General features: G+C 40.2%; 25 protein-coding genes. 21 read left to right on the top strand and 4 right to left on the bottom strand.

Features of this window, described 5'->3' with window-relative positions:
* The first annotated feature begins 677 nt into the window (after positions 1-677).
* The 17 genes from LMF89_RS17775 (at position 678) to LMF89_RS17695 (ending at position 15,708) form a co-directional block, all read left to right on the top strand.
* Entirely contained in the window at positions 678-1,841 is a 1,164-nt protein-coding gene (locus LMF89_RS17775) for an aminotransferase class I/II-fold pyridoxal phosphate-dependent enzyme (RefSeq protein ID WP_229536238.1), read from the top strand.
* A gap of 304 nt (positions 1,842-2,145) precedes the next feature.
* Positions 2,146-3,126, top strand: a complete 981-nt coding sequence (locus LMF89_RS17770) for a hypothetical protein (RefSeq protein WP_229536237.1) — start codon at positions 2,146-2,148, stop codon at positions 3,124-3,126.
* Between the two features lie 387 nt (positions 3,127-3,513).
* Positions 3,514-4,341: a nitrogenase iron protein gene (gene nifH / locus LMF89_RS17765; RefSeq protein WP_229536236.1), complete on the top strand. Its 828-nt coding sequence runs from the start codon at positions 3,514-3,516 to the stop codon at positions 4,339-4,341.
* Positions 4,342-4,374: 33 nt separating this feature from the next.
* Positions 4,375-4,701: a P-II family nitrogen regulator gene (locus tag LMF89_RS17760; RefSeq protein WP_229536235.1), complete on the top strand. Its 327-nt coding sequence runs from the start codon at positions 4,375-4,377 to the stop codon at positions 4,699-4,701.
* 13 nt (positions 4,702-4,714) lie between these two features.
* On the top strand, positions 4,715-5,122 hold the full coding sequence (locus LMF89_RS17755; RefSeq protein WP_229536234.1) for a P-II family nitrogen regulator: 408 nt from the start codon (positions 4,715-4,717) through the stop codon (positions 5,120-5,122).
* A gap of 50 nt (positions 5,123-5,172) precedes the next feature.
* Positions 5,173-6,738: a nitrogenase iron-iron protein, alpha chain gene (anfD, locus tag LMF89_RS17750; RefSeq protein WP_229536233.1), complete on the top strand. Its 1,566-nt coding sequence runs from the start codon at positions 5,173-5,175 to the stop codon at positions 6,736-6,738.
* Positions 6,739-6,755: 17 nt separating this feature from the next.
* A complete protein-coding gene (gene anfG / locus LMF89_RS17745) occupies positions 6,756-7,106 on the top strand; it encodes a Fe-only nitrogenase subunit delta (protein ID WP_007955671.1) in 351 nt (116 codons plus the stop codon).
* Positions 7,107-7,176: 70 nt separating this feature from the next.
* Positions 7,177-8,565, top strand: coding sequence for a Fe-only nitrogenase subunit beta (gene anfK, locus LMF89_RS17740; RefSeq protein ID WP_229536232.1), 1,389 nt, complete (start codon positions 7,177-7,179; stop codon positions 8,563-8,565).
* Positions 8,566-8,696: 131 nt separating this feature from the next.
* Complete coding sequence (nifB, locus tag LMF89_RS17735) at positions 8,697-9,620, top strand: nitrogenase cofactor biosynthesis protein NifB (RefSeq protein ID WP_229536273.1); 924 nt, start codon at positions 8,697-8,699, stop codon at positions 9,618-9,620.
* Between the two features lie 30 nt (positions 9,621-9,650).
* Positions 9,651-10,085, top strand: a complete 435-nt coding sequence (locus tag LMF89_RS17730) for a hypothetical protein (RefSeq protein ID WP_229536231.1) — start codon at positions 9,651-9,653, stop codon at positions 10,083-10,085.
* Positions 10,086-10,129: 44 nt separating this feature from the next.
* Positions 10,130-10,675 carry a gamma-glutamylcyclotransferase family protein gene (locus LMF89_RS17725; protein ID WP_229536230.1) on the top strand — a complete coding sequence of 182 codons (546 nt, stop codon included), beginning with the start codon at positions 10,130-10,132 and terminating at the stop codon, positions 10,673-10,675.
* Positions 10,676-10,715: 40 nt separating this feature from the next.
* Positions 10,716-11,429 carry a type 1 glutamine amidotransferase gene (locus LMF89_RS17720; RefSeq protein WP_229536229.1) on the top strand — a complete coding sequence of 238 codons (714 nt, stop codon included), beginning with the start codon at positions 10,716-10,718 and terminating at the stop codon, positions 11,427-11,429.
* Positions 11,429-11,962, top strand: coding sequence for a pyridoxamine 5'-phosphate oxidase family protein (locus LMF89_RS17715; RefSeq protein ID WP_229536228.1), 534 nt, complete (start codon positions 11,429-11,431; stop codon positions 11,960-11,962). Before LMF89_RS17720 ends, LMF89_RS17715 begins: the two co-directional genes overlap by 1 nt.
* A 399-nt stretch (positions 11,963-12,361) precedes the next feature.
* Positions 12,362-13,600 (top strand): ABC transporter substrate-binding protein, encoded by a 1,239-nt coding sequence (locus LMF89_RS17710; protein WP_229536227.1) that lies wholly within the window; start codon positions 12,362-12,364, stop codon positions 13,598-13,600.
* On the top strand, positions 13,591-14,277 hold the full coding sequence (locus LMF89_RS17705) for a GTP-binding protein (RefSeq protein WP_007955691.1): 687 nt from the start codon (positions 13,591-13,593) through the stop codon (positions 14,275-14,277). The genes LMF89_RS17710 and LMF89_RS17705 overlap by 10 nt, the downstream gene beginning before the upstream one ends.
* Positions 14,278-14,329: 52 nt before the next feature.
* Entirely contained in the window at positions 14,330-15,349 is a 1,020-nt protein-coding gene (locus tag LMF89_RS17700; RefSeq protein ID WP_229536226.1) for an ATP-binding cassette domain-containing protein, read from the top strand.
* A gap of 155 nt (positions 15,350-15,504) precedes the next feature.
* On the top strand, positions 15,505-15,708 hold the full coding sequence (locus tag LMF89_RS17695) for a TOBE domain-containing protein (RefSeq protein WP_007931475.1): 204 nt from the start codon (positions 15,505-15,507) through the stop codon (positions 15,706-15,708).
* Positions 15,709-15,950: 242 nt separating this feature from the next.
* Here LMF89_RS17695 and LMF89_RS17690 read toward each other — a convergent pair whose 3' ends face one another.
* The 4 genes from LMF89_RS17690 to LMF89_RS17675 form a co-directional block, all read right to left on the bottom strand.
* Entirely contained in the window at positions 15,951-16,655 is a 705-nt protein-coding gene (locus LMF89_RS17690; protein WP_229536225.1) for an ATP-binding cassette domain-containing protein, read from the bottom strand.
* 17 nt (positions 16,656-16,672) lie between these two features.
* On the bottom strand, positions 16,673-17,341 hold the full coding sequence (gene modB / locus LMF89_RS17685) for a molybdate ABC transporter permease subunit (RefSeq protein WP_229536224.1): 669 nt from the start codon (positions 17,339-17,341) through the stop codon (positions 16,673-16,675).
* Between the two features lie 151 nt (positions 17,342-17,492).
* A complete protein-coding gene (gene modA, locus LMF89_RS17680; protein WP_229536223.1) occupies positions 17,493-18,296 on the bottom strand; it encodes a molybdate ABC transporter substrate-binding protein in 804 nt (267 codons plus the stop codon).
* 378 nt (positions 18,297-18,674) lie between these two features.
* Positions 18,675-19,613 carry a substrate-binding domain-containing protein gene (locus LMF89_RS17675; RefSeq protein ID WP_229536222.1) on the bottom strand — a complete coding sequence of 313 codons (939 nt, stop codon included), beginning with the start codon at positions 19,611-19,613 and terminating at the stop codon, positions 18,675-18,677.
* A gap of 181 nt (positions 19,614-19,794) precedes the next feature.
* Here LMF89_RS17675 and LMF89_RS17670 point away from each other — a divergent pair, with 181 nt between their 5' ends.
* The 4 genes from LMF89_RS17670 to LMF89_RS17655 all read left to right on the top strand — a co-directional run bounded on the left by LMF89_RS17670 (position 19,795) and on the right by LMF89_RS17655 (position 24,441).
* A complete protein-coding gene (locus tag LMF89_RS17670) occupies positions 19,795-20,601 on the top strand; it encodes a beta/alpha barrel domain-containing protein (protein ID WP_229536221.1) in 807 nt (268 codons plus the stop codon).
* A 90-nt stretch (positions 20,602-20,691) separates the two neighbouring features.
* Complete coding sequence (gene modA, locus LMF89_RS17665; RefSeq protein WP_229536220.1) at positions 20,692-21,492, top strand: molybdate ABC transporter substrate-binding protein; 801 nt, start codon at positions 20,692-20,694, stop codon at positions 21,490-21,492.
* A 140-nt stretch (positions 21,493-21,632) separates the two neighbouring features.
* Positions 21,633-23,087: a DEAD/DEAH box helicase gene (locus LMF89_RS17660; RefSeq protein ID WP_229536219.1), complete on the top strand. Its 1,455-nt coding sequence runs from the start codon at positions 21,633-21,635 to the stop codon at positions 23,085-23,087.
* A gap of 211 nt (positions 23,088-23,298) precedes the next feature.
* Complete coding sequence (locus LMF89_RS17655) at positions 23,299-24,441, top strand: tRNA nucleotidyltransferase/poly(A) polymerase-related protein (protein WP_229536218.1); 1,143 nt, start codon at positions 23,299-23,301, stop codon at positions 24,439-24,441.
* Positions 24,442-24,571 lie beyond the last annotated feature (130 nt).

The raw sequence follows: 24,571 nt of genomic DNA, 5'->3' as shown, positions 1-24,571 counted from the left end.
CACGATTCGGAGGACTTAAGAAATTTAGAAAAAGTCTCGGAAAAGTATTAGGGGGCAGAGCGAGAAAATAATAGTTTAGAAAAAAACGTTATCGGAAACCTTAACAAAAGAAAGAGTTGAAAAATAAACAAAATGCATGAGAATTTTACAGCAAGAAACCATTGCAGGGGAGATCTATTATAATCAAGGATTTTCCGATGCCATAAAATTTATTATGCAGTCGTTAGTATGTAGTGTTGCTTCCCCTCGCAATCAGTTACAACAATTAGATACGAGGAAGAAAGTCGAGGTGACGCTTGCTTCCTTGTATCTATGCAGTTTTTTGCTCAAAAGATCCCATGATAAAAGTCTGAAGACCATCGTATGAACTTTTTCCATTTTAAAGAAGTAATAGGACGCGTACTTTGCTTCGTTAAATAAGCAGTAAACTATTGACGGGTCAGATTTGCAGTGATTCGCTTTGTGTTAGTTGAGTAATTTACTTGGATATTTTTTCATATTGATTCGTTTTTGCAGGAGTGTAGAGAGTAGACGTAGAAAACTGTACAAAGTTATTGGATAAATATGATAGGTTTATGGTTACAGAAGCTGTAATAATGTATGGAGAAATATTACAAAAAGCTAATGTTAACTGAGGGATAAAATGATTAAAACTTTTTGAGGAGATGGAAGATACTATGATTCAACAAGCTGATCGTATGATGGGTCTAACATCGGCGATTTTTTCACAGTTAGCGGAATTGCAGAAGAAGGTGGCAGCCTCTGGCGTGGATATCATTCAACTTTCCATTGGAAATCCAGATATGGCTCCGGCACCCCATATTGTAGAAGCCATGAAACAGGCAGTGGAGTGCGGTGATAATTATGGCTATACGTTATCAAAAGGTAAGCCGGAACTGCTCAAGGCGATTGCCGGGTGGTATGATAAAAAATTTGATGTACAATTAGATCCCGATACCGAAGTCCATTCTCTGATTGGTTCTCAGGAAGGATTGGCTCATATTGGACTTTGCCTAGTGAATCCGGGAGATGTAGTGCTTATTCCTGATCCGGGATATCCTATTTTCAGCACAGGTCCATATATTGCTGGCGCCCAGCTGCATAAGATGTGTTTAACTCCCGAAAATAATTACCTGCCAGATTTGGATGGGATTGACGAAGAGATATTAAAACGTACTAAACTAATGATTTTGAATTATCCTAATAACCCTTTAGCTGCTACGGCAACACGTGAGTTTTATGAAAAAGTGGTAGCATTGGCACATCAGTATCAGTTTGTGGTTTGTAGTGATTTTGCATATAGTGAATTAGTTTTTGATGATTATCGTCCTGAGAGCTTTTTAAGTATTCCAGGGGCGAAAGAAATTGGCATCGAGTTTAATTCCCTGTCTAAAAGCTATAACATGTGCGGCTGTCGTATTGCATATGTTGTTGGTAATTCCCAGGTTATATCGTTGCTGGGCCGTCTAAAATCGAATTTTGACTATGGCATATTTGCGCCCGTGCAGCTTGCTGCTATTGCTGCGTTAACAGGTCTCCAGGATTGTGTAAGAGAAACGGCCGCTGCTTATCAAAGGCGCCGTGATATCATTGTGGATGGTTTTAATAGTATAGGATGGCATGTAGAACGTCCAAAAGCGTCCATGTATATATGGGCTAAGGTGCCAACAAAGCAAAGTTCTTTTGATTTTACTGTTGACCTGCTCAACCATACAGGTGTAGCAGTAGTTCCGGGTAAAGCCTTTGGTGATTGCGGGGAGGGTTTTGTCAGAATTGCCTTAGTACAGCCAGAAGAGAGATTGACGGAAGCGGTGGCAAGAATAAAGAAATGGCTAAGATAAACAGGACGCATAGAGTTTCTCGGGGGTAAAAATCAAAGTTGTTTTTCGCTAGGACGGTCAAGGGGATGAGGCTGTTGATATTTGCAGGTTCATGAATTATAGAGAATAAGAGATGAAAATCAGAATATAACAACAATAATAAAACTAACTTAAATGTATTGCAATGTATAAAAACATGATATATAATCTAAACAAGTTAAGTTAATGACGTTTAAGTTGTCTTTGGTTAAGAGTACAACGAAGTGCCGACCGAATGCCTGTGTGCATTCTGGTCGGCTATTACTTTTATAAGGGGGGGAGTATAGTGCCGGGTGATAGCACATTTGTTTTGACAGGATTGCAGCTAGTGATAATGGGTGATGTGGAAGCGGATGCACCAGATGGGTCGATTGGGTTTACTAGGAATTCGTATAGAAAGGAAAGCAAAGAAGTTGCTGTTGTTTCTGAGGCTATGCCTCCTGTAACGAGTAACAAATTTACTAGAGAAAAACGTAGTGAGTTACTAATGACTATCTGCTTGAAGTATCCCTTTTGGAATGATTTTCGTATATTGGATTTTTTGAATAAGCATGGTATTTTTATGACAATGGAAGAGTTAAAAGGTCTGCGTAGAGAGTGTGGCATTGATAGTCGGGAAGATGTTTGCCTGGAGTTAATGCGGCTCTATTTTAATAAGGAAATTAAATTAGATAAAAAACAAGTACAGTTTATCGAAAGACTGAATCTAGCCTTTCGTGACCGAGAGTTTCTAGCAGCTAGACCTGGTGATTTACTTGTATATGAATGTATTTTTTTTCGAAAGTTAAATAAAATGTTTTATCTCCACTTCGTATTTGATTTATTTAATGGTTATGCTTTTGGCAAAGTAAGCCGTCGTTGTTCAGGAGAAATAGGGTTGAAACTGCTGCAGGAAAAAATAGTTCCATTTTATCGCAAAAGAGGTTATAAGGTTCGTGCTATTTTGCATTCGATCAAATCCACTCGGGAACATTGGGAGGCAGAAGAATCGAGTATCCGCGGAAGTGTTTTAGCAATGAGCATCGAGTGGTTGGACCCTAAACATGAATTTGGCATTATACAACGTTTTAAGCAGGATTTCTTAGATGATTTTTTCAAAGATGCAGAGGCGCTTGATGTATCTCTATTAATGATTCAGCCAGCTTTTGATCGGAGGATGATCAAATACAACTCTGCCTGTCCTTTTCATCAAAGGCGTAATCTATTAGGATATCTGGATGATTTAGAAAGTACGGACAGGAGACCTTTGGAAATCAACTGTAATTAAGACCGACGAATCCAAAACAATAACAAAAAGCTCCATGAGTATTCGTGGTACTCATAAAGGGGGTCGAAATTCTAATTCCAGTGGCGCTAGGTCTATTTCGTTTACCCATTTTTCATATATCAATCGGCTTCATTATTAATTAAAGGGGGTGGTTTTATAGATTTTGCAACAAAAATGCTTCATGAGTATTCGTGGTACTCATGAAGCGAGGCAAACTTCCTAATCCCAGTGGCACTAGGTTCATTCGATTTACCCGTTTCACATTATAACACGTTGGTTTTCTTTTTTCAACAAGAGGGTGAAAAAAGGAATGAGCTGGACAATTTAGGCGAGAAAAAAAGTACCAATTCATGAAGCTTAAAAAATTTTGAAAGGTGGATTTTGAAAATGACAAGAAAAATTGCAATATATGGTAAAGGCGGTATTGGCAAGTCTACTACTCAACAAAATACAGCAGGAGCAATGGCGCATTTCTACGATCAAAAAGTATTTATACATGGATGTGATCCAAAGGCCGATTCTACTCGTCTGATTCTTGGTGGAATGAATCAAAAAACATTAATGGATATGCTGCGTGATGAAGGGGAAGAAAAAATCACCGTTGAGAAAGTTGTAAAGGATGGGTTCTTGGGAATTCGCTGCGTGGAATCAGGTGGTCCGGAACCTGGGGTAGGGTGCGCAGGTCGTGGTGTAATCACAGCGATTGACCTTATGGAAAAGAATGGTGCTTATACGTCTGATTTAGACTTTGTATTTTTTGATGTACTAGGTGACGTCGTATGTGGTGGCTTTGCAATGCCGATCCGTGATGGTAAAGCACAAGAAGTATATATCGTTGCTTCGGGAGAAATGATGGCTATCTACGCAGCCAACAATATTTGCAAAGGTCTTGTGAAATATGCAAAACAAAGCGGTGTTCGTCTTGGCGGAGTCATTTGCAACAGTCGTAAAGTCGATAAGGAAAGAGAATTTTTAGAAGAATTTACAGCTGCAATCGGAACACAAATGATTCACTTTGTACCTCGCGATAATATTGTTCAAAAAGCGGAATTCAACAAAAAAACAGTGGTTGAGTACGATGCTGAGTGCAACCAAGCGCAAGAATACGGAGAGCTGGCACGCAAGATTATCGAGAATAAGAATTTTGTGATTCCGAAACCTCTTAGCATGGATGAATTAGAAGCCATGGTTGTTAAATACGGCATTGCTGATTAATTGACAACAAAAAAATAGGAGGAGAGCGCATATATGATTATGGTTAGAGCAATTGTTAGACCAGATAAAAAAGAAGTAGTTCTTGACGAACTTTCCAGCGCTGGGTTTCATGCTGCTACTGTAGTAGATGTTGTAGGTCGCGGGAAACAAAAGGGGATCAAGTTTGGCGATGTTATATATGATGAAATTCCGAAAAGTCTTATTATGTTAGTCATTCATGATGAAGATAAAGAGGATGTACTGGATGTTATTATCCGTCATGCTAAGACCGGTGAAGAGGGAGCTTTTGGCGACGGGAAAATATTTATAAGTTCTACGGACGAAGTATATACCGTTTCCAGCGGCGTTGCTGGGTTATAGGGGAGGCGGTGTTATGAAAGAAATTATAGCTGTAGTAAGGATCAATAAGGTCAGCGCTACCAAAAAGGCATTGGTACAAGTCGGGGCTGCCGGTTTTACAGCCTTGAAGGTCATGGGGCGGGGCAGATTAGTAGAGGATAAAGCTGTAATTGCTGAACGTAGAGCAACCCTATTAGCCTTAGCTCAGAAAGATGATTATAATACGGAAAAGCTGATAACCGAATTCTTAGACGGGACTCGTTTATTCCCCCGCAGGATGTTTACTGTTTTAGCTCATGATGAAGATGTGCCTAAGATTGTCGCGGCCATCATTGAAGCTAATAAAACCGATTACAATGTTGGTGACGGGAAAATCTTTGTATTGCCAGTGCTTGACGCAGTAAGGGTGAGAACGAAGGAATCTGGAGATGCGGCAATATAGTGAAATGATTGTTAGATGATTAAGTTAGTAAAAAAGAGGAGGAACCCAATATGCCATATCATAAATTTAAATGTAGCGAGTGCATTCCTGAAAGAGAAAAACACGCTGTTGTAAAAGGTTCTGGCGAGGATATAACTTCGGCTCTTCCTCTCGGATACCTCAACACCATTCCGGGGTCGATTTCAGAACGTGGCTGCGCCTACTGCGGAGCAAAGCATGTTATCGGTACACCGATGAAAGATGTTATTCATATGAGCCATGGACCAGTTGGATGTACCTATGACACCTGGCAAACCAAACGCTATATCAGCGATAACGATAACTTTCAGCTTAAATATACCTATGCCACAGATATGAAGGAAAAACACATCATATTTGGTGCCGAAAAACTGCTCAAACAGAATATTATTGAGGCATTTAAAGCATTTCCTAGTATTAAGCGGATGACTCTTTACCAAACCTGTGCTTCCGCACTGATCGGGGACGATATTAATGCCATTGCGGCAGAAGTGATGGAGGAAATGCCGGAAGTAGATATCTTCGTTTGCAATTCTCCTGGCTTCGGAGGACCGAGCCAGTCAGGAGGACATCACAAAATCAATATCGCCTGGATTAATCAGAAGGTAGGAAATGTGGAACCCAAAATCACCAGTGACTACGTTATCAATTATGTGGGTGAATACAATATTCAGGGTGATCAGGAAGTCATGGTGGATTATTTCAAAAAAATGGGCATTCAAGTTCTGTCCACCTTTACGGGTAACGGATCCTACGATGACCTCAGATCTATGCACCGGGCGCATCTTAACGTACTTGAATGTGCTCGCTCCGCCGAGTATATCTGCAATGAGCTCAAAGTAAGATATGGTACTCCGCGCCTTGATATCGATGGGTTTGGCTTCGAACCAATGTCGGCATCACTCAGAAAGGTTGGCTTGTTCTTTGGAATCGAAGATAGAGCCCAAGCCATCATTGATGAAGAAACCGCCAAATGGAAACCAGAACTCGAATGGTATAAAGAAAGGCTGAAAGGTAAAAAAGTATGTCTCTGGCCGGGTGGCTCAAAACTCTGGCACTGGGCGCATGTAATTCATGATGAGATGGGACTTGAAGTCGTCTCTGTGTATACGAAATTTGGTCATCAGGGTGACATGGAAAAGGGTATTTCCCGGTGTGAAGAAGGTACCCTCGCCATCGATGATCCCAATGAACTTGAAGGACTCGAAGCCATGGAGATGCTGAAGCCTGACATTATATTCACTGGGAAGCGTCCAGGTGAGGTTGCCAAAAAGATTCGGGTACCATACCTTAACGCCCATGCGTATCACAATGGTCCCTGGAAAGGATATGAAGGCTGGGTCAGGTTTGCGCGGGATATCTACAATGCGATTTATTCGCCAATTCATCAGCTTTCCTTAATTGATATCAGCAAGGATGAAATACCTACAGAGACAAAATTCTTAACACAAAAGATGATCTCTGATATGAATTTGAGTGAAGAGGTAACTTCTTCAAAGGATTTGAGAGAATATACGGGTAAATATGACATCATTTCAGAATTGCGTGGAAAAACATATCCCGATTTCCCAGCGCAAAAGAAACTCTCAGCAGTATGAGGGAGGGGAGGATATTTATGGAAGATATGATGAAAGACAGAGTTGAGCAGCTGGTAGATTATATTATGAAAAAATGTCTGTGGCAGTTTCATTCCCGGTCCTGGGACAGAGAGAAACAAAACGAGGGAATCCTGACGAAAACCATGCAGATATTGTGTGAAGAACCTGTGAAGAAAGAAACTCCGACGGATAAATGTTATTGGGTAGATGCTGTATATTTGGCTGATGCTTTCAAATCTCGTTATTCATGGATGGCTACGCTGGACAAAGAAGAAATTAAGCTACTTATGCAGGAACTCAAAGATCGCATAGACTACCTAACGATTAAGGGATCCCTTAATGCAGAACTTACTGACCCGCATTATTAAAGCCTAACAATCAAAAAAACTGTGCCGTCACGGCGGACGCAAAATGAAACGAAAAGGAAGGAGTATTTCTATGCAATGTGAAGTAAAAAACAAAGAGCGTGCCGGCGTTATCAATCCAATATTAACATGCCAGCCTTGTGGCGCGCAGTATGCCAGTATAGGAATAAAGGAATGTATTGGGATCGTTCATGGAGGTCAGGGGTGCGTTATGTTCGTCCGCCTGCTGTTCTCCCAGCATTTTAAAGAGAGTTTTGAGCTTGCGTCTTCCTCTCTGCATGAAGATGGTGCAGTATTTGGTGCCACTCATCGTGTTGAAGAAGCCGTCGATGTCCTCTTAATGCGGTATCCTCATGTGAAAGTTATACCCATCATTTCCACTTGCTCAACGGAAGTTATCGGCGATGACATTGATGGTGTCGTTTTGAAGCTGAATAATGGACTTTTGAAAGAAAAGTATGCCGGTCGGGAGGTTCATCTCATTCCCATTCATTCTCCTAGCTTTAAGGGGAGTATGGTAAGTGGTTACGATGTTGCAGTAAAGGATATTGTAAGTCATTTTGCAAAAAAAGATAAACCAAATGGGAAAATTAACCTGATTACTGGATGGGTGAATCCGGGGGATGTAACAGCACTTAAACATCTTCTAGCAGAAATGCAGGTAGATGCGACTGTACTGTTTGAAATCGAGAGCTTTGATTCTCCGCTGATGCCAGATGGTAACTCGGTATCCTATGGTAATACAACAATTAAGGATCTAACCGAAACAGCGGATGCTCTGGGAACTATTGCGTTAAACAGATATGAAGGCGCTCAGGCTGCCAAATATCTTGAAAATGAATTTGATATTCCGACTATCATTGGGCCGACTCCTATCGGCATCCGCAATACGGATATCTTTCTTCAGAATGTAAAGAAAATGACCGGCAAACCAATTCCTGCGTCTCTTGTTCGCGAACGTGGTATCGCCCTTGATGCGTTGACGGATCTTACTCATATGTTTTTCGCTGATAAGAAAGTTGCTATCTATGGGAATGCTGATCTTGTTATTGGTCTTGCAGAGTTCTGTCTTGATCTGGAGATGAAACCCGTGTTGCTGCTATTGGGTGACGATAATACGTCCTACCCCAACGATCCCCGTATTAAAGCACTTCAGGAAAGCGTTTCCTTTGAGATGGAAGTCATTATGAATGCCGATTTGTGGGAACTGGAAAACCGGATTAAGAACGAGGGACTTGAACTTGATCTGATTCTGGGTCATTCTAAGGGACGGTTTATCTCCATCGATTACAATATTCCCATGGTACGTGTAGGTTTCCCCACTTACGACCGTGCAGGACTGTATCGTCATCCCGTTGTCGGCTATGCAGGTGCCACATGGATAGGGGAAGAAATGGCAAATACGCTGTTTACCGACATGGAATACAAGAAGAACAAGGAATGGGTTCTCAATGTTTGGTAAGAGCATGTAATGCATTTGATTCTAAAAGGTCAATCATTGCAAAGTTAACGGTAATTTGTAGGATTCTGCCAGTTCCTGATGATGATCAGGTTCTGGCAGAACCATTATAGAAGAAGTTTGAGGTGAAAAATATGGTTTGCCCAGGTTCAACGTCGGATACAAAAATGCAAACGGCTGCTGCTATATTGGAGAAAACTCAGAAGCATCCCTGTTACTCCTTTGACGCTCATCAAAAATTTGCTAGGATGCATTTGCCAGTTGCACCCTACTGTAATATTAGCTGTAATTATTGTAATCGTAAATTTGATTGTGTAAATGAGAGTCGTCCAGGTGTAACCAGTGAAATACTTACGCCACAAGCGGCCAAGAAAAAGTTTGATAGGGTAAGTGAAAAGGTTGGAGAGCTTAGTGTAGTAGGGATTGCAGGACCTGGGGATGCTTTAGCTGATTGGGAAAATACAAGGCAGACCATAGGATTGATTCGTAAGGAAAACCCGCAGATTGTTTTTTGTCTTTCAACAAATGGCTTGCTATTGCCTGAATATGCCCAGGAAATTGTAGAACTCGGCGTGAGCCATGTTACAGTAACGGTAAATTGTTTAGACCCTGTTATTGGGGCAAAGATCTATAAACATATTAATTACAAAGGACGGCATTATGAAGGAGAAGCGGGCGTTGCCATTCTGATCGAAAACCAATTGGCTGGTATTTCAAAACTCACAAGCCAGGGGATTATTGTAAAAATTAATATTGTAATGTTAAAGGGCATCAATGATCATCACATTCCAGAAGTGGTTAAGAAGATGAAGGAACTTGGTGTTTATATTACCAATATTATGCCCTTGATTCCAGCACCGGGCAGTGTGTTTGAAAATTTCCCTCAAACTACCATGAAAGATGTCAATGAGATGAGAAATTCCTGTGAATTAGATGTCATGCAAATGCGCCACTGTAAACAATGCCGTGCGGATGCTATCGGATTGCTTGGCGAGGATCGTTCCCAAGAATTTCGGGATCATGATGAATCCCTTACCGTTTTTCAACGGGTAATGTAATGATAGTTAGTATTGGAAGGAGTGGTCCAAATGAGACAGATGGTTATGGTGTCTGATCAGACGATCAATGAAGCATTACGCTTAGGTACATCAATGGATGCTATTGAGTTGATGATACCGATTTTGAAAAAATATGGAATCGCAAATATCGATGTATCACTGGGTTATTTGCCAAATGATGGTGTTTCAATAGAAAAAGTCAGGAGACTCGCATCTGTGCAAAAAAGACCATTATCTGATTTAGAGCTGCATCAACTATATTTTACCTTAGCAGGGATTGGTGAACGGGCGGGAAATGCATCCTTAGAGGAGGTTGTGGCTTCCTTGGAAAAATTTTATGGGTATCATTGCGGCATTGAAGCAAGTCATTTAGGTTCATTAGCCGATTTAGTTGCGAAGGCAAGCAATAGACCTTTGTTTCCTTATCGTCCAGTGGTAGGATCAGTTTGCCGAATGACTATGTAGTAGTAAATACAAGAAAGAGTAGTGACAAAAAAGAGGAGAAAAATATGAAAAATATTGCTCATCATTATTTCGCCTATGGTTCGAATATGAATTTGGCGCAAATGAAGCAACGATGTTTGAGCCCTAAAGTACTTGGAATTGCTCGTTTACCTGGGTACAGAGTCGAATTTTATGGATATTCTGCCATATGGGACGGAGGACAAGAAACGGTCGTTACTGATCTTGATTCGGAAGTTTGGGGCGTGTTATATGAATTACAGTTTTCTGATTGGGAGCAGCTAGACTTTTATGTAGATGCCCGCTTTGATGGAACAGGACAGTATTTTCACTATCCCTTGGATGTAATCGATAGTGAGCAAAGAGCAATTGATGCTGTGATTTATAAAAAAGATAAAGGTGGCGAAGAGACGTCTCCTAGTGCAGAATATTTAAGTTTCATTATACAAGGTGCAAAAGAGCAAGGCTTACCGGAAGGGTATATAGCACTATTGCAGAATAGAATAACCAAACCCGCTGCTTATGCGGTGCCTCTCGTGAGAAAATCGAAGTTCAGTTATATGAACGTAACCTGTAGCGATTGTGGTGAATGATATTCTCTTTAAATTCAGTTATGAAAGGATAGAAACAAGCATGAGACTCCATTATTTGCAGCATGTTCCATTTGAAAATCCCGGCAGTATTTTAACATGGGCAAAAGAAAATGACCATGTTATAACCAATACACAATTGTATCAAAATGCCTCATTGCCAAAACAGCAGGATTTTGATTGGCTTGTGGTCATGGGTGGTCCAATGAATATCTATGAAGAAGAGAAATATCCATGGCTTGCCGTTGAAAAGGCGTTCATCCGAGAAGCTATTGCATCTGGTAAAGTAATTATTGGTTTATGCCTGGGAGGTCAATTGATTGCCGATGCGATAGGCGGCAAGGTTACGCAAAACCCTTATAAGGAAATTGGCTGGTTTCCTATCCGCTTGAGTGAAGCAGCGCGGTTATCACCTTTGTTTTCTTTTTTTCCTGAGCAGTCAGTCGTATTTCAGTGGCATGGGGATACCTTCAGCGTTCTGCCGGAAGATGCAGAGTGTATTGCCCAAAGTCAAGCCTGCAGACATCAGGCCTTCATTTATAAAAAAAGAGTATTTGGATTTCAATATCATATGGAGAACACATTGTCCATCATAGAAGGTCTTGTGGAAAATTGCCGCGACGAAATGATATCGGATCTTTATGTGCAGACGCCGGAAGAGCTCCTAGCTCACCCTGAATATATCGAGCAAAATAATAAGTGGATGAATCAGTTTCTTACACAACTGGAAAAAATGGATCGAGAGGGGGAGCTTTGATGCATCAGGTTAGTTATACCAAGAGAAATTGCACAGATCAAAATAAAATCGAAACCTTTCTTTTACAAGAAAGAACAGGGGTACTGGGAATGATCAGCGATAGTTTGCCCTATGCCGTTCCAGTGAATTATGTATGGCACAACGGCTCTATTTACTTTCACGGCATGGGTTCAGGGAAAAAGGTAAGTATCCTTTCCAAAAATCCCCCTGTTAGTTTCACAATCTATAAAGAACACGGGACTGTGATGGATCCGGTTCCCTGCCATGCTGATACATCCTATATGAGCGTAATGCTTTTCGGCCAGGTGGCAAAGGTGACTGATTCTGAAGAGGCTGCCGCAGTTCTCCAGAAACTGCTTGAAAAATTTATGCCCCAATATTACAGCCATCCCTTAACCAGCACTTTGATTGAGAAGTATCGATCGGGAATGGATGGGAATGGGGTTGCAGTTTATCGGCTAACGCCACAGGACATGACAGCGAAAGAAAACGCGGTGGCAGCTAATCAATTGTTTAATGGCGAAGCACAGTAATCCTATGATAGAGACTCTGTTATTGTCAGAGATGTTTTTATAGAAGGAAAGAGAGGAACGAAGGATTTAACCGCAGAGGCGCAGAGTACGCTCCTCTGTGTTCTCTGCGCCTCTGCGGTTAAAAACATTGATCTCTTTTTTTAGTCTACATAGAGAAGCCAACATTTTGCTGTGCAGCAGGATGTTGGCTTCTCTATGGGAATAAATAGATTGAAAGCGATGAAACATATGGGTATAATGAAAATAAACTAAAATCATCCTTTGTGTACAATGACGTACCGGTCGGATGTGCTGATGCACTCTTGAACCGGTTTTAATTTTAGGTAAGAGAAAAAAGTTAGTAAAACTAGAAAAACGGATATTCTGTAAATGATGCGATAGGAAAAGGGAGGGAAGGATATGGAGCAAATACAACTGACGATGACAATTGGTGAAATTATTAAGAACTATCCTGAAACACGGGAGGTATTTATTAATAATGGTTTCTCCATTTTTGCTGATGATACGGTAATACAGCAGTTGGGAGTGGTATTAAAGTTAAAAACGGCCTTAAAAAGTAAAAATATAAACGAAGAATCTTTTATGAAGCTGCTGCAAGGAAAAATTGCAGAAACGGGCAGATATAAGAACTTACAAACTACAGTGCTTGAAAATGACTCAAACCACTTAAATATGCTGTCCCTATTGCCTTGCCCATTAAAAGTTCCCATGCAAGGGGAATTAAAATTATTTCTGGACTACTTGCGTGAAGAAAAAAATCTGCCCCTGAATTACTGCATCGAATCCTTTTTTAATGATCATTTAGATTATGAAGATTATCTGGAGCATTTTGAAGAGGCTGATGAAATACCTGATATCATCATGACTGCTGGCTATGGCTTTTTTTATAAAAAATTCATGGATCGTTTTGTTGCCAAAGGAGTCTTTGCTGACGTGATCAATCGTCCAGTAAATTCTCGTTTGGCTGAGGCTGGTATCATTGATCCTGATGGACATTTTACAGTGATTGGTGCCAATGTTCTTGTTATGGTAGTGGATAAAAATCGCTTAGGAAGTATTCCTATGCCTAAGACCTGGGGAGATTTATTAAAACCTGAATATGAAAATAAAGTAGTGATGCGTGGTCATGGCGACACGTTTTGTGATGTAGTGCAGCTTAACTATTATAAAGATTATGGGGCAGCGGGAGTGGAGCAATTAGGACGGTCCGTAAAGTATGGACTCCATCCGGCACAAATGGTAAAAGAGCTTACCAGCAGCCGCAAAGATGTGCCGCCCATTCATATTATGCCTTACTTTTTTTACAAAACTATGAAGGAGTCTAACCATATAAGAATCCTATGGCCCGAAGATGGAATCTTAACCTATCCCATATCTGTATTGATCAAAGCGGATAAAATGCAAGAACTGCAAGAATTAGCGGAGTATCTGACCGGTCCAGAAATTGCACGGATTTGCGCAGAAGCTTATTTCCCGGCGACCCATGGGGATGTAAAAGTGAACCTTCCTGAACATGTGAAATTAAAATGGCTGGGCTGGGATTTTATTAAAAGCAATGATATGAAATATCTCGTGGAAACCATGAATGATACCTTTATGCGGGTATATCGTGAGGGAGGAAAAGAAGTATGCAGCTAATTACTGTTGCCGGACCACCTTCGGCGGGGAAAACTTCCGTTATGTTAAAGATCATTGAAACTCTCCAGGAAGAAACGCTGAAAGTGGGTGTGATCAAGTTTGATTGCTTGTCTACCCAGGATCAGATTCTCTATCAAAAAAAAGGCATCGAGGCAAAGATTGGTCTGTCGGGAAATCTTTGTCCAGATCATTTTTTTGTAAGTAATGTTCAGGATTGCTTAACATGGTCGCAAAAAAATAATTTAGATATGTTAATTACGGAGAGTGCTGGTTTGTGCAATCGGTGTTCTCCTCATATTCGTGATGTCATGGCAGTTTGCGTGATTGACAATTTGAGCGGTGTGAATACCCCAAGAAAAGTCGGACCCATGTTGAAATTAGCCGATATCGTCATTATAACGAAAGGTGATATTGTTTCCCAAGCGGAGCGGGAGGTCTTTGCTTTTCGGGTGAAGCAGGCAAATCCAAGTGCAATCATTGTCCATGTAAATGGTATTACTGGTCAGGGGGCTAGGGAAGTTGGTCAACTCTTTAAAGGAGCTCAAGGTGTGGATAGCCTTACAGATTATCATCTGCGCTTTTCCATGCCGGCAGCTACTTGTTCCTATTGCTTGGGACAAACTCGTATCGGGCAGAACTTTCAAATGGGTAATGTTCGCAAAATGGATCTTAGCTAGAAGTAGATCGCATAGTAGTAAGGTAGGTTGTTATTAGGAAGGTGGGGTTGTCATGTGGGATCGTTTGTCTGTAATGACAGTAAAAGAATTGTTTAGTTCATATCCTTATGCGACGGATTTTTTTTCGTCGCTGCCAAATCTTCAGCAAAGTGAGGAGTCTTCTGTTGGGACTTATTTCGCTGCAATAGAGGAAGATACGCTGCAAGATTTAGGGATTGGTCGACAAGAGTTTCTAGAGCAGTTTCTTTCTTTTATGCTGCAAATGGAAAAATTAAAAGAAGATAAGGTTAAAATTGAGTCCATTACTATTATAGGCGGCAGGGACAAGCAGGGAAAAGCCGAAGACATAGAACTAACGATACATGCGGGAGAAATTGTCTGCATTGTGGGACCTACTGGTTCCGGCAAGAGCCGATTACTTGCTGATATTGAATGGGTAGCACAACATGATACACCGACCAATCGCAAAATATTGATCAATGGACAGCTGCCTGATATGAGATGCCGATTTTCTGTTGAACATAAGCTAGTAGCCCAGCTTTCTCAAAATATGAATTTTATTATGGATCTATCTGTAGAAGAATTTGTCAGTATGCATGCAGAAAGCAGGATGCTGGAGAATATAGAAGAAGTAACCAGTCATATTATCGCCAAAGCCAATGAATTGGCCGGAGAACAATTTAACCCTGATACACCTGTTACCTCCTTAAGTGGAGGTCAGTCTAGGGCTTTAATGATTGCCGATACAGCTTATTTAAGTTCGTCCCCCATTGTATTGATTGACGAAATCGAAAATGCCGGTATTGATCGTCAAAATGCTTTGCGGCTGCTAATCGATAAGCAAAAAATCGTATTAATGGCAACTCATGATCCTATATTGGCATTAATGGGGGATAAACGGATTGTGATTAAGAATGGGGGTATCAGTAAGGTTATTTTAACATCTGAAAAAGAGCGAGGGAATTTAATTCTGCTAACGGCAATCGATCGCAAGATGTTAGCCATTCGAGAAGTGTTGCGCAGTGGTGGACGAATTGATGAAATTCCAATGGCGTTGGAAGAAATAAACTGATAATAATAAGAGTGGGAAAATAGTTGTAATATAAGCAAATAAATTACTTTTTTTAGGTATATTTATGTTGAATATGATGTAGAATAATGCTAAAATTTGGAATAAGAAAGCCTGTCACTTTCAGGCGAGTACATATTAAGAGAGGAGATATTACTATGAAAATTAGCGGCAGAAACAAATTGCAAGGCATTGTCAAAGAAGTGGTTAAAGGCGCTGTAATGGCCAAAGTTGTGGTTGACTATAAAGGTGACGAAATTGTCTCTACGATCACTGTAGATTCCATTGATGATTTGGGATTAAAAGTGGGTGATGAAGTCACTGCTTTGATCAAGTCCACAGAAGTTATGATCATAAAATAATAATTTTACATATAAAAAGAAGGCGATTTTTACGAATCGTCTTCTTTTTTATATGCTAGTAAGTATCTGGTTGGAGGGAAATATGAAATTTATGAACCACAAAGACACAATGCCGCTTTGCGGCACACAAAGGAGAACACAAAAAATAAATTCTAATAAACCCTTTGTGTCCTTTGCGTCTTTGTGGTTCGATTCGTTTTATATGTTTTAAAGGATGTATCAGAGTTTTCTCTTGTTATGGACTAATAAAAATATTGAAAAGAACTCCTAGTTGGTTTACCATTGGCATTCATATTCCAAGAAGGTGGTGGCTCAGACACTTGCTGCCCTTGGTGGAGAAATAAGACTTCACTGCCTATTGCCTGGGCTTCTTCTGGTGAATGGGTGACAAGGACGAAGGGAATGTTCCAGATTTCCTGCAGTCTTTTTAGTTCATCCTGCAATTCGTAGCGACTTTGGGCATCTAGAGCAGATAAGGGTTCGTCGAGTAAAAGGATCTGAGGCTCAGCCATTAATGCACGAGCCATAGCCACACGTTGTTTTTCACCGCCAGATAATTGGCTTATGGAGCGGTGGGGGAGATGTTCGATTTTTAATAAAGTAATCAGCTTTTCGTATAATTCATTAGCCTCTTGGCTGGGAGTTTTTACTCCATACCAAATATTATGCTTAACATTCATATGGGGAAACAGTGCGAAGTCCTGAAACATATAGCTGACATTTCTCTTTTTAGGTGGTAAATGAATAGCTTTCGTGGAAGAATAAAAAACAGTATCATTAGAAACAATACTGCCTTCATCTGGTTTCAGTAAACCTGCAATACAGCGCAAGATGGTTGTTTTACCGCAGCCGGAAGGACCGAATAAAACAATGGTTTTATTCGGAGCAGTAAATGAGATATTTAGGGTAAAATCAGATAATTTCTTTTTGATATCTACTGTTAGCATGAACGTGTTCCTTCCTTTTAGTGCAAAGTAATGTTTTTTCCCTTCCAATGGTTCAATCCGAAAATAATAGAAAAGGTGATTACGCTGATAATGATTACATACATCCCTGCTGTTATTAAGTCATTTGATTCTGTGGCAAAATAAATTGCCAATGGAATGGTTTGTGTCTTGCCGGGGATATTACCGGCAATCATAATGGTAGCGCCAAATTCTCCTAAGGTTCTTGCAAAGGATAGTACCAAACCGGATACTAGTCCCGGCCAGGATAATGGTATGGTAACCGTCCAAAATACCCGCCATTCGCTAGCTCCTAAAGTACGGGCAGCATCTTCTAGTGTTTTATCGATACCTTCAAAGGCTGCCTTAGTACTCTGGTACATTAGCGGAAAGGATACAACAGTACCTGCCAGAACAGCTGCAGATTGCGTAAAAATAATTTGCATGTCAAAATATTTCGTTAGAAGAATTCCTACCGGTCCTTGTTTACCAACTAAGATTAACAGTAAAAAACCAATGACGACAGGAGGCAAGACCAAAGGGAGAGTAAACAAAGATTCGAGGGCTGCTTTGCCTGGGATATCGGTGCTGCGCATGACATAAGCCGATAATACGCCAAGAAAAAATACAAAGAGCACTGAAATAGATGCAACCTTGATTGAAAGAATAACGGGCTGCCATTCGACCATACGTTTTCACCTGCACCATCTTATTAAATTTGTATTATATAAAACGCACGAAGGATTGCTTATATCTGGAAAGTGAAATATGCTATCGCTCTTTGCGTAACGTCCTTTTTCACAATGTCCTGACGGTAATCGTTAGTGCGTTTATAACTGATTATTTACTCATAGTAAAACCGTATTTTTCAAAGATGGTTTTGCATTCCGGAGTGCTTAAATAGGCAAGAAAATCGGTAGCTGCTTTTTCTTGCTTAGTTCCTGATAAAACTGCCGCTGGATAAAGAATTGGCTGGTGAGATCCTTCTGGTGCAGTAGCTGCGACTTTCACTTTGTCACTGGATACGGCATCCGTTTTGTAAACGATACCCGCTTCTACGTTGCCTGTCTCCACATAGGTTAAGACGGTACGAACATCTTTGGCAAGGACCGCTTTACTTTGTATTTTATCCCAGATTCCCAATTTTTTTAGAACTTCCTGTGCGTATTGTCCTGCTGGTACCGATCCTGTTTCACCAATACTTACTTTTTGAACGTCGTTCTTTGTTAAATCTTCATATTTTGTGATGTTGAGGGTGGAGGCTGTAGGAACAATCACAACGAGTTTGTTCTCTACTAAGTTTTTACGTGTAGCCTTATTCACCAGGTTTTTTTCTTCTAAGTCATTCATCTGTTTTGGTGCTGCGGACACAAAAATGTCAGCGGGAGCACCTTGTTCGATTTGCTTTTGTAAAGCACCTGAGGCTCCAAGATTATAGATTAGCTTAACATTGGCATTTTTTGTTTCATAATTCTTTTGGATTTCAGCAAGAGCATCCTTTAAACTGACAGCGGCAGAAACGTTTAGCTCAACTTTCTGCGGTGGTGTGGCTGGAGTTGCTGTTTTTTCGCCACCACATCCTGTAGTTATTGCAGCTATTATTAGTAAGGCTGCCATTAAAAATAATAACAAATGTTTTTTCATTGAATTTTCCTCCCCAATTTTTAATTTGAATAGTTCACTCTATAAAAAAACAACTAACATAGCCCAACAGAACTAGATTAGTTGATACAACATCGTATCTTTTATATTAAATAAAGCAATGACTATAATAACAGGATATATGCAAAGTAATAGTGAACTTTATAATTAAAATACTACAAAACGATACCATAGTCAATATAAAAGTCTTTGTTTTTATATTATAAAAGGATTGAATAATATATATCAGTGAGTTATAATTGGGTTAAGTTTAATATAATACTGTTTGGTGGAAATGCAACCAAATTGTGTGTACAAAGAAGTACCGGCTGAACATTATTACGTTCTCAGCCGGTACTTCTTTTGTAAAAACATGAAATATTACAGTTCTGCCATTATTTCGCCCATTTGCGATACATCATAGCCGCCCATACCTGCGATTTCATTGCGGAATATAGAAGAACGCAGTATTGATATCAAGGCTTGGAAGTGAGGTTTCTCTAAATCATGTCGTAACATAACTAAATCATAACGTTCTTTTTGCAAGGGAATAAATTCGACATTCTGTACCTGCATCGCCGCCTTTTCAATACCTAACCCAACATCAGCCTCACCTCGAGCAACTGCGCTGGCGATGGCGAGATGACTAGTTTCTTCCTGGCTATAGTTTGAAATGGCTCTAGGATCAAGCTTGAGCTGCTGAAACTTCTCATCAAGCAGTACTCTGGCACCGGAGCCGCGTTCTCTGTTAATGAACCGAATGTCAGATCGCAGTAAATCGGGCCAGTCTTTTATATTCTTAGGATTACCTAGGGCTACATAAAAGCCTTCTTGGCGATATACTAAATTAATAATCAGAGCCCGTTGACCAGGTAATAAGTGACGCACATAAGGCGTATTATACTCTCCCGTGTCTCCGTCCCAAAGGTGAGTGGTAATCAAATTAGCTGTACCACGATAGAGGGCAATTAGGCCATCCATACTGCCGTTGTATGAACGCAGAAACCTAACATGAGGCATCTTTTTTTCCAGATGACGCGTTAATACATCAAGAGCAGCATCCTGTCCATAAATGATCAAGCCATCCTGACTAGAAACAGGAACATTAATCATTTGTTGAGTAGGTTGTGGTGAGGCTGGCTGAGGAGTGCCTTTCGCTTTTTTCATGAAAGTATCTAAATCGGATGCTTCTATACGCAGCTTGCGTCCGATATGATACGCGGTTAATTCGCCGCGTTTGATAAATTCATAGATCGTAAAACGTGATAGTTTGAGTATTTTGGCTACTTCTTCGGGGGTGTACGATATAGTATCAGACAAGTAGTTTCACCTCATAATTACATTATATTAGTGCTTACAGCATATCTTATTTTTAATAATTTCACAACGGGCAATCCAAATCTACAATAACTATTTTACAAATTTGGACAGAGTTCATTCAAAAATGGTTGTTTTTTAATAAATTTAGATTGAATAACGAGAAGGTATAGGAGGAAAAATCATGCAAATCTATCCATTAGAAATTGGTTTACAGGAAGATTGCCCTTACGCTGATATTACCACAGAATTATTAGGCATAGCGGGACTGGGGCGCTTGCAATTTATCACAAGAGAGGAAGCCGTGATAACTGGCTCAATTCGTCTCAAAGAATTCTTTGAAAGACAAAAATTGCAAGTCTCATTCTATCAAGAACCAGGTGTTTTAGTAAAGCAGGGCGATATTTTAATTGAAGCCGTTGGTGATTTAAAGACATTGTTTAAAATGTGGCGGATTAGTCAGACGTATCTCACTGCTCTTTGTGCGATTGCAACTGAGACTCACAACATTGTGAGTGCGGCGAGGCAGGTTAATCCGGAGATTGAAATAGTCGTTGCCTGCCGTAAAGCTCACCTGGGGATGAGGCAAGAAGAAATTGAGGCGGTTCAGGATGGGGGCGGATTATATCACCGTAATTCTTTGAGCGATACGGTATTGATTACGCAAAATCATTTGCGAGTGCTTGGGAAACTGCCGACGAATATAAAATCTTTTCATCATAAAATTGAAATTGAACCGCGTAATGAAGCGGAGGCTTATGAATGTGCTAGCTTTTCCGATGTTATCCTGCTCGATCATTTTGAACCAGAGGTACTGCAAACGGTAGTGCAAAAACTTAAAACACTAAACCCACGATTAAAAGTTGGTGTTGCTGGAGGCATAGGAGCATCTCGGGTGAAGGATTTCGCAGAATTTGTCGATCTAATTGTCTTGAGCGCTGTATTATATGCTGCTCCATTGGATTTCACTTGTAAAATTGAACGTATTTAATAAATCCATCTCAATTTCACTTAAACGGGATATTTTCTGATAATGGACTTTCACTTTGTAATTAAGCAGTCAATGAATAAGGAGGAATGCATGTTGTCAATGAATAGGCTATATACCAAACTATGTCTTTTAGTATGTACTATGATGCTTTTATCTGGCTGTGGAAAGACAGAGGCTCCTGCGCCTCCTCCAGATCAACTGGTAGAAATCAATATATCGGCAGCTATGGGACTTAAAGATGCTCTAGAGGAAATTCAAAAAAAATATGAAGCGGATCATCCTGTTAAAATTGTATTTAACTTGGCGTCTTCAGGGGCATTAAAAACTCTAATAGAGCAAGGGGCACCAACGGATTTATTTATTTCCGCTGCTAGTAAACAAATGGATGAATTGCAAAAAAAGAATCTAATTATTCCTGCTACGCGCAAGAATTTAGTCGGAAACCAATTGGTATTGATTGTACCTGAGACTTCTCAACTTGAGTTGCACAGCTTTCAAGATTTGACTAACGCAAGTGTTACCCGCTTTGGCATGGGTGTGCCGGAGACAGTACCAGCCGGGGAATATGCCAAACAGGTACTAGAAAAATTACAAGTATGGGAAACTGTGAAAGAAAAAGCTGTAATGCCTAAAGACATTCATAGCGTATTGACTTATGTGGAGACAAGGAATGTAGAGGCTGGAATTGTCTTTTCTACCGTGGCAGCTGCAAGCGACAAAGTAAAAGTCGCTGCCATAGCGCCAGCGAATAGCCATGAACCAATCATATTTCTAGGTGCTGTCGTGAGTAGTGCTAAGCATCCTAAAGAAGCAGAAGCATTTTTACAATATTTGACGAGTTCTGATGGGATGGCAGTGTTTACTAAATATGGTTTCCAAGGGATGCAATAAAAGATAATCATATAAATATCATAAAAATGATCTCTACTTGTAGGGATCATTTTCTATATTACTCAAAGCTATGCTATGATAGGTAGGATAAGTAGGGTAGAGATACTATAATTCAAGAAAAAATGAGGTTTTAAAATTATATGGACGAACAAAGTGTGGACAAGTATGCTCTTAGTAAAGAAATAGCACAGGCATTAGAGGGATTAGGGTACGAGATACTTACTAAGGTTCAGGAAAAAGTCATACCCTTGGCTCTTGCCCAGAAAGATATTATAGTGAGGTCCCAAACGGGCAGCGGTAAGACAGCTGCTTTTGCTATCCCGATTTGTGAAAAAATAAGAGTAGAGCAAAAAAATCCTCAAGTGCTGGTTCTTACGCCAACACGAGAATTGGCAGTACAGTTAAAACAGGATATTGCCAATATCGGCAGATTTAAACGAATCAGATGTGCTGCTGTTGTTGGCAGGCAATCAATGGAAATACAAAAAAGGGAATTGAAGCAAAGAGTGCATGTGATCGTTGGTACTCCCGGGAGAACCTTAGATCATCTGGAAAGAAAAAGTATGAATGTAGAAGAAGTGCAGTACCTGATTATTGATGAAGCAGATAAAATGCTGGATATGGGCTTTATTGAGCAGGTGGAAGCTGTCATAAAAATGTTGCCCGACGATAGGGTTACCATGTTATTTTCTGCTACCATGCCTGAAAAGATTCAGGAAATATGCAGGCAATATATGAAGAATCCGATAAAAGTAGAAATTGATTCAGAAAATCATAGTTTACAGAACATTGGACAATGGTATTATAGCGTAGAAGAAAATGAAAAGCTTACTCTGATTACGCAAGTACTACAGATAGAAAGACCGGGCACCTGTATTCTCTTTTGCAATACAAGAGACAAGGTGGAAATGCTGTTGACAAAGTTGAAAGAGAAAGGCTATTCTTGCGGAAGCTTGCATGGCGGTATGGAACAAAGAGATCGTTTGGACTCCATTCAAAGTTTTAAAAGAGGGGAGTTTCAGTTTTTGATTGCGACGGATGTGGCGGCAAGAGGTATCCATATTGATGATATATCCCTTGTGGTTAATTATGACATGCCACTAGATAATGAAAGCTACGTACATCGAATTGGCAGGACAGGGCGGGCTGGGAATGTAGGCACAGCTATTACTTTTGTAACGAGAATGGAATATAGGGATTTGCAGAGAATAGAGGAATATGTTCAGTATAAGATACCGAAAAAAGAGCTGCCAACGATGGCAGAAGTAGAAGAGAGACAGCTGATTTCTAGTATTCATGATGGATTTGAGCCTGCATTAAAGATTGATAAAAGTGAAAAGTTAAACAGACAGATTACGAGAATTCGGATTAATGCAGGGAAAAAGACGAAGATGCGCCCAGGAGATATACTAGGAGCAATCACTGCTATTTCAGGCGTTAGCGGCAATGATATTGGTATTATTGATGTCCAGGATACCTGTTCCTACGTTGAAATTCTCGCCGATAAAGGCGACCTTGTAATAGAGGCGCTTCAAAGTACAAAGATAAAGGGGAAAATATATACAACAAAAAAAGTGAACTTTTCGAGGATTTAATAGGGCGCCTAAATCTGTCATTGCGAACAAAGTGAAGCAATCTCTGACAAGCAGGGGATTGCTTCGCTATGCTCGCAATGACAAAAAACATTAAAAATACATTGAAATAGATCCTTTGTGTAACTTTGCGTCTTTGTGGTTCGATTGGTTTTATATTTTTTAAAGGACGTGTCAGCATTTTTTAGGGAGATAAAAGGAGAAAGAAGACATCATGAGTGATAATGTATTAACAGAGAGAGAGTTCGCCAAAATCATTGCAGAAAATGGTGGGCGTGTGTTTAGAGTCGGTGGTTGTGTCCGGGACAGTTTTATGGGCATCACACCAAAAGATATTGATTTCAGTGTTGTTGGTATGGTTAAGAAAAATTTTAAAATGCTATTTCCCAAGGCGGAAGAATGTGGTAAGTCCTTTCCGGTTTTTCGCCTGGCGATAGACGGTATAAAGCGTGAAGTCGCCTTTGCCAGGACAGAGTGGAAAGTCGGCAGCGGTTATAAAGGATTTAGAGTATCAGCCAAGCCAAAGATCACCATTGAGGAAGATCTTTTTAGACGAGATACTACCGTTAATTCCATGGCGCAAGATAGCTTAACAGGAGAAATTATTGATCCTTTCCAAGGGCAAGAAGATATAAGGGCTAAGGTATTACGGGCGACTAGTCAGCATTTCTCCGATGACCCAATGCGCGCTCTGCGTCTTGCTGGTCAATCCGCTCGGTTTGGTTTTGCAATAGATCCAGCTACGTTGCTTTTTGCCAGGGATGTCAAGGAAGAGTTGATTCACGAGCCTGTGGAACGGATGATTGCGGAATTGGGCAAGGTTTTAGCAGAGGCATCCGAACCAGGTCGATTTTTTAAAGTTCTGGCAGAAACGCAGTTATTGGAGGTTACCTTTCAAGAAATTGCAGAGTTGTCTGTAGACGATTTTGAAAAGGCAATGGCTGGGCTTAATTTAGTGGCAAAAGCTACATCAAGCTCTAAATTACGATTTGCATCCCTAGGTTTAGTGATGGATCAAATGCGTTTAGCACGATGGAATCAGAGAATGACTCTGCCTGGTGATTGGCTGGATGCGGCCCTTAGAGTTAATCAAATCTCAGGCTTTTTAGAAGAAATCACTCCTGAGAAGATCGTAGATACGATTGGAAATTTAAGGCGTGGTTCTCTCAAAATTGAAGAATTGGATCTTATTATTACAGCAGCCAAATTAAAAATCTTAACATTAGGGCCACTAAAGGCTGCAATGGTCTTGCCTCAAGGGGAGGGTGTCCCTAAAACATTGCAGGGGAAAGAAATTGGTGAATGGCTGCGAAAAAAACATATAGAGGCTATCGCCAAACAATTGAATAGCAATTAAAAAATCTTCTACATCCATAAAGCGTAGATAAATGGCTAAGTTATACCAGAACTCGATGAAATAGACAACATCAAGGTAACACAATTTGCTTATGTTACCTTGGCACTGTCTATTTTTAATACATTACGTC

The sequence above is a fragment of the Pelosinus baikalensis genome (assembly GCF_020819555.1).
GTDB classification, from domain to species: domain Bacteria; phylum Bacillota; class Negativicutes; order DSM-13327; family DSM-13327; genus Pelosinus; species Pelosinus baikalensis.
This window is presented reverse-complemented; position numbering and strand designations above follow the sequence as displayed.

Excerpts from the sequence above, each read along its gene's own strand:
- modB (WP_229536224.1), bottom strand. The coding sequence starts at position 17,341 with ATGGTCGAATGGCAGCCCGTTATTCTTTCAATCAAGGTTGCATCTATT.
- anfG (WP_007955671.1), top strand. The coding sequence starts at position 6,756 with ATGGAAGATATGATGAAAGACAGAGTTGAGCAGCTGGTAGATTATATT.
- nifH (WP_229536236.1), top strand. The coding sequence starts at position 3,514 with ATGACAAGAAAAATTGCAATATATGGTAAAGGCGGTATTGGCAAGTCT.
- LMF89_RS17660 (WP_229536219.1), top strand. The coding sequence starts at position 21,633 with ATGGACGAACAAAGTGTGGACAAGTATGCTCTTAGTAAAGAAATAGCA.
- LMF89_RS17690 (WP_229536225.1), bottom strand. The coding sequence starts at position 16,655 with ATGCTAACAGTAGATATCAAAAAGAAATTATCTGATTTTACCCTAAAT.
- LMF89_RS17775 (WP_229536238.1), top strand. The coding sequence starts at position 678 with ATGATTCAACAAGCTGATCGTATGATGGGTCTAACATCGGCGATTTTT.
- LMF89_RS17720 (WP_229536229.1), top strand. The coding sequence starts at position 10,716 with ATGAGACTCCATTATTTGCAGCATGTTCCATTTGAAAATCCCGGCAGT.
- LMF89_RS17730 (WP_229536231.1), top strand. The coding sequence starts at position 9,651 with ATGAGACAGATGGTTATGGTGTCTGATCAGACGATCAATGAAGCATTA.
- LMF89_RS17755 (WP_229536234.1), top strand. The coding sequence starts at position 4,715 with ATGAAAGAAATTATAGCTGTAGTAAGGATCAATAAGGTCAGCGCTACC.
- anfD (WP_229536233.1), top strand. The coding sequence starts at position 5,173 with ATGCCATATCATAAATTTAAATGTAGCGAGTGCATTCCTGAAAGAGAA.
- LMF89_RS17655 (WP_229536218.1), top strand. The coding sequence starts at position 23,299 with ATGAGTGATAATGTATTAACAGAGAGAGAGTTCGCCAAAATCATTGCA.
- LMF89_RS17710 (WP_229536227.1), top strand. The coding sequence starts at position 12,362 with ATGGAGCAAATACAACTGACGATGACAATTGGTGAAATTATTAAGAAC.
- LMF89_RS17670 (WP_229536221.1), top strand. The coding sequence starts at position 19,795 with ATGCAAATCTATCCATTAGAAATTGGTTTACAGGAAGATTGCCCTTAC.
- LMF89_RS17725 (WP_229536230.1), top strand. The coding sequence starts at position 10,130 with ATGAAAAATATTGCTCATCATTATTTCGCCTATGGTTCGAATATGAAT.
- LMF89_RS17760 (WP_229536235.1), top strand. The coding sequence starts at position 4,375 with ATGATTATGGTTAGAGCAATTGTTAGACCAGATAAAAAAGAAGTAGTT.
- anfK (WP_229536232.1), top strand. The coding sequence starts at position 7,177 with ATGCAATGTGAAGTAAAAAACAAAGAGCGTGCCGGCGTTATCAATCCA.
- modA (WP_229536220.1), top strand. The coding sequence starts at position 20,692 with ATGTTGTCAATGAATAGGCTATATACCAAACTATGTCTTTTAGTATGT.
- modA (WP_229536223.1), bottom strand. The coding sequence starts at position 18,296 with ATGAAAAAACATTTGTTATTATTTTTAATGGCAGCCTTACTAATAATA.
- LMF89_RS17715 (WP_229536228.1), top strand. The coding sequence starts at position 11,429 with ATGCATCAGGTTAGTTATACCAAGAGAAATTGCACAGATCAAAATAAA.
- LMF89_RS17700 (WP_229536226.1), top strand. The coding sequence starts at position 14,330 with ATGTGGGATCGTTTGTCTGTAATGACAGTAAAAGAATTGTTTAGTTCA.
- nifB (WP_229536273.1), top strand. The coding sequence starts at position 8,697 with ATGGTTTGCCCAGGTTCAACGTCGGATACAAAAATGCAAACGGCTGCT.
- LMF89_RS17705 (WP_007955691.1), top strand. The coding sequence starts at position 13,591 with ATGCAGCTAATTACTGTTGCCGGACCACCTTCGGCGGGGAAAACTTCC.
- LMF89_RS17695 (WP_007931475.1), top strand. The coding sequence starts at position 15,505 with ATGAAAATTAGCGGCAGAAACAAATTGCAAGGCATTGTCAAAGAAGTG.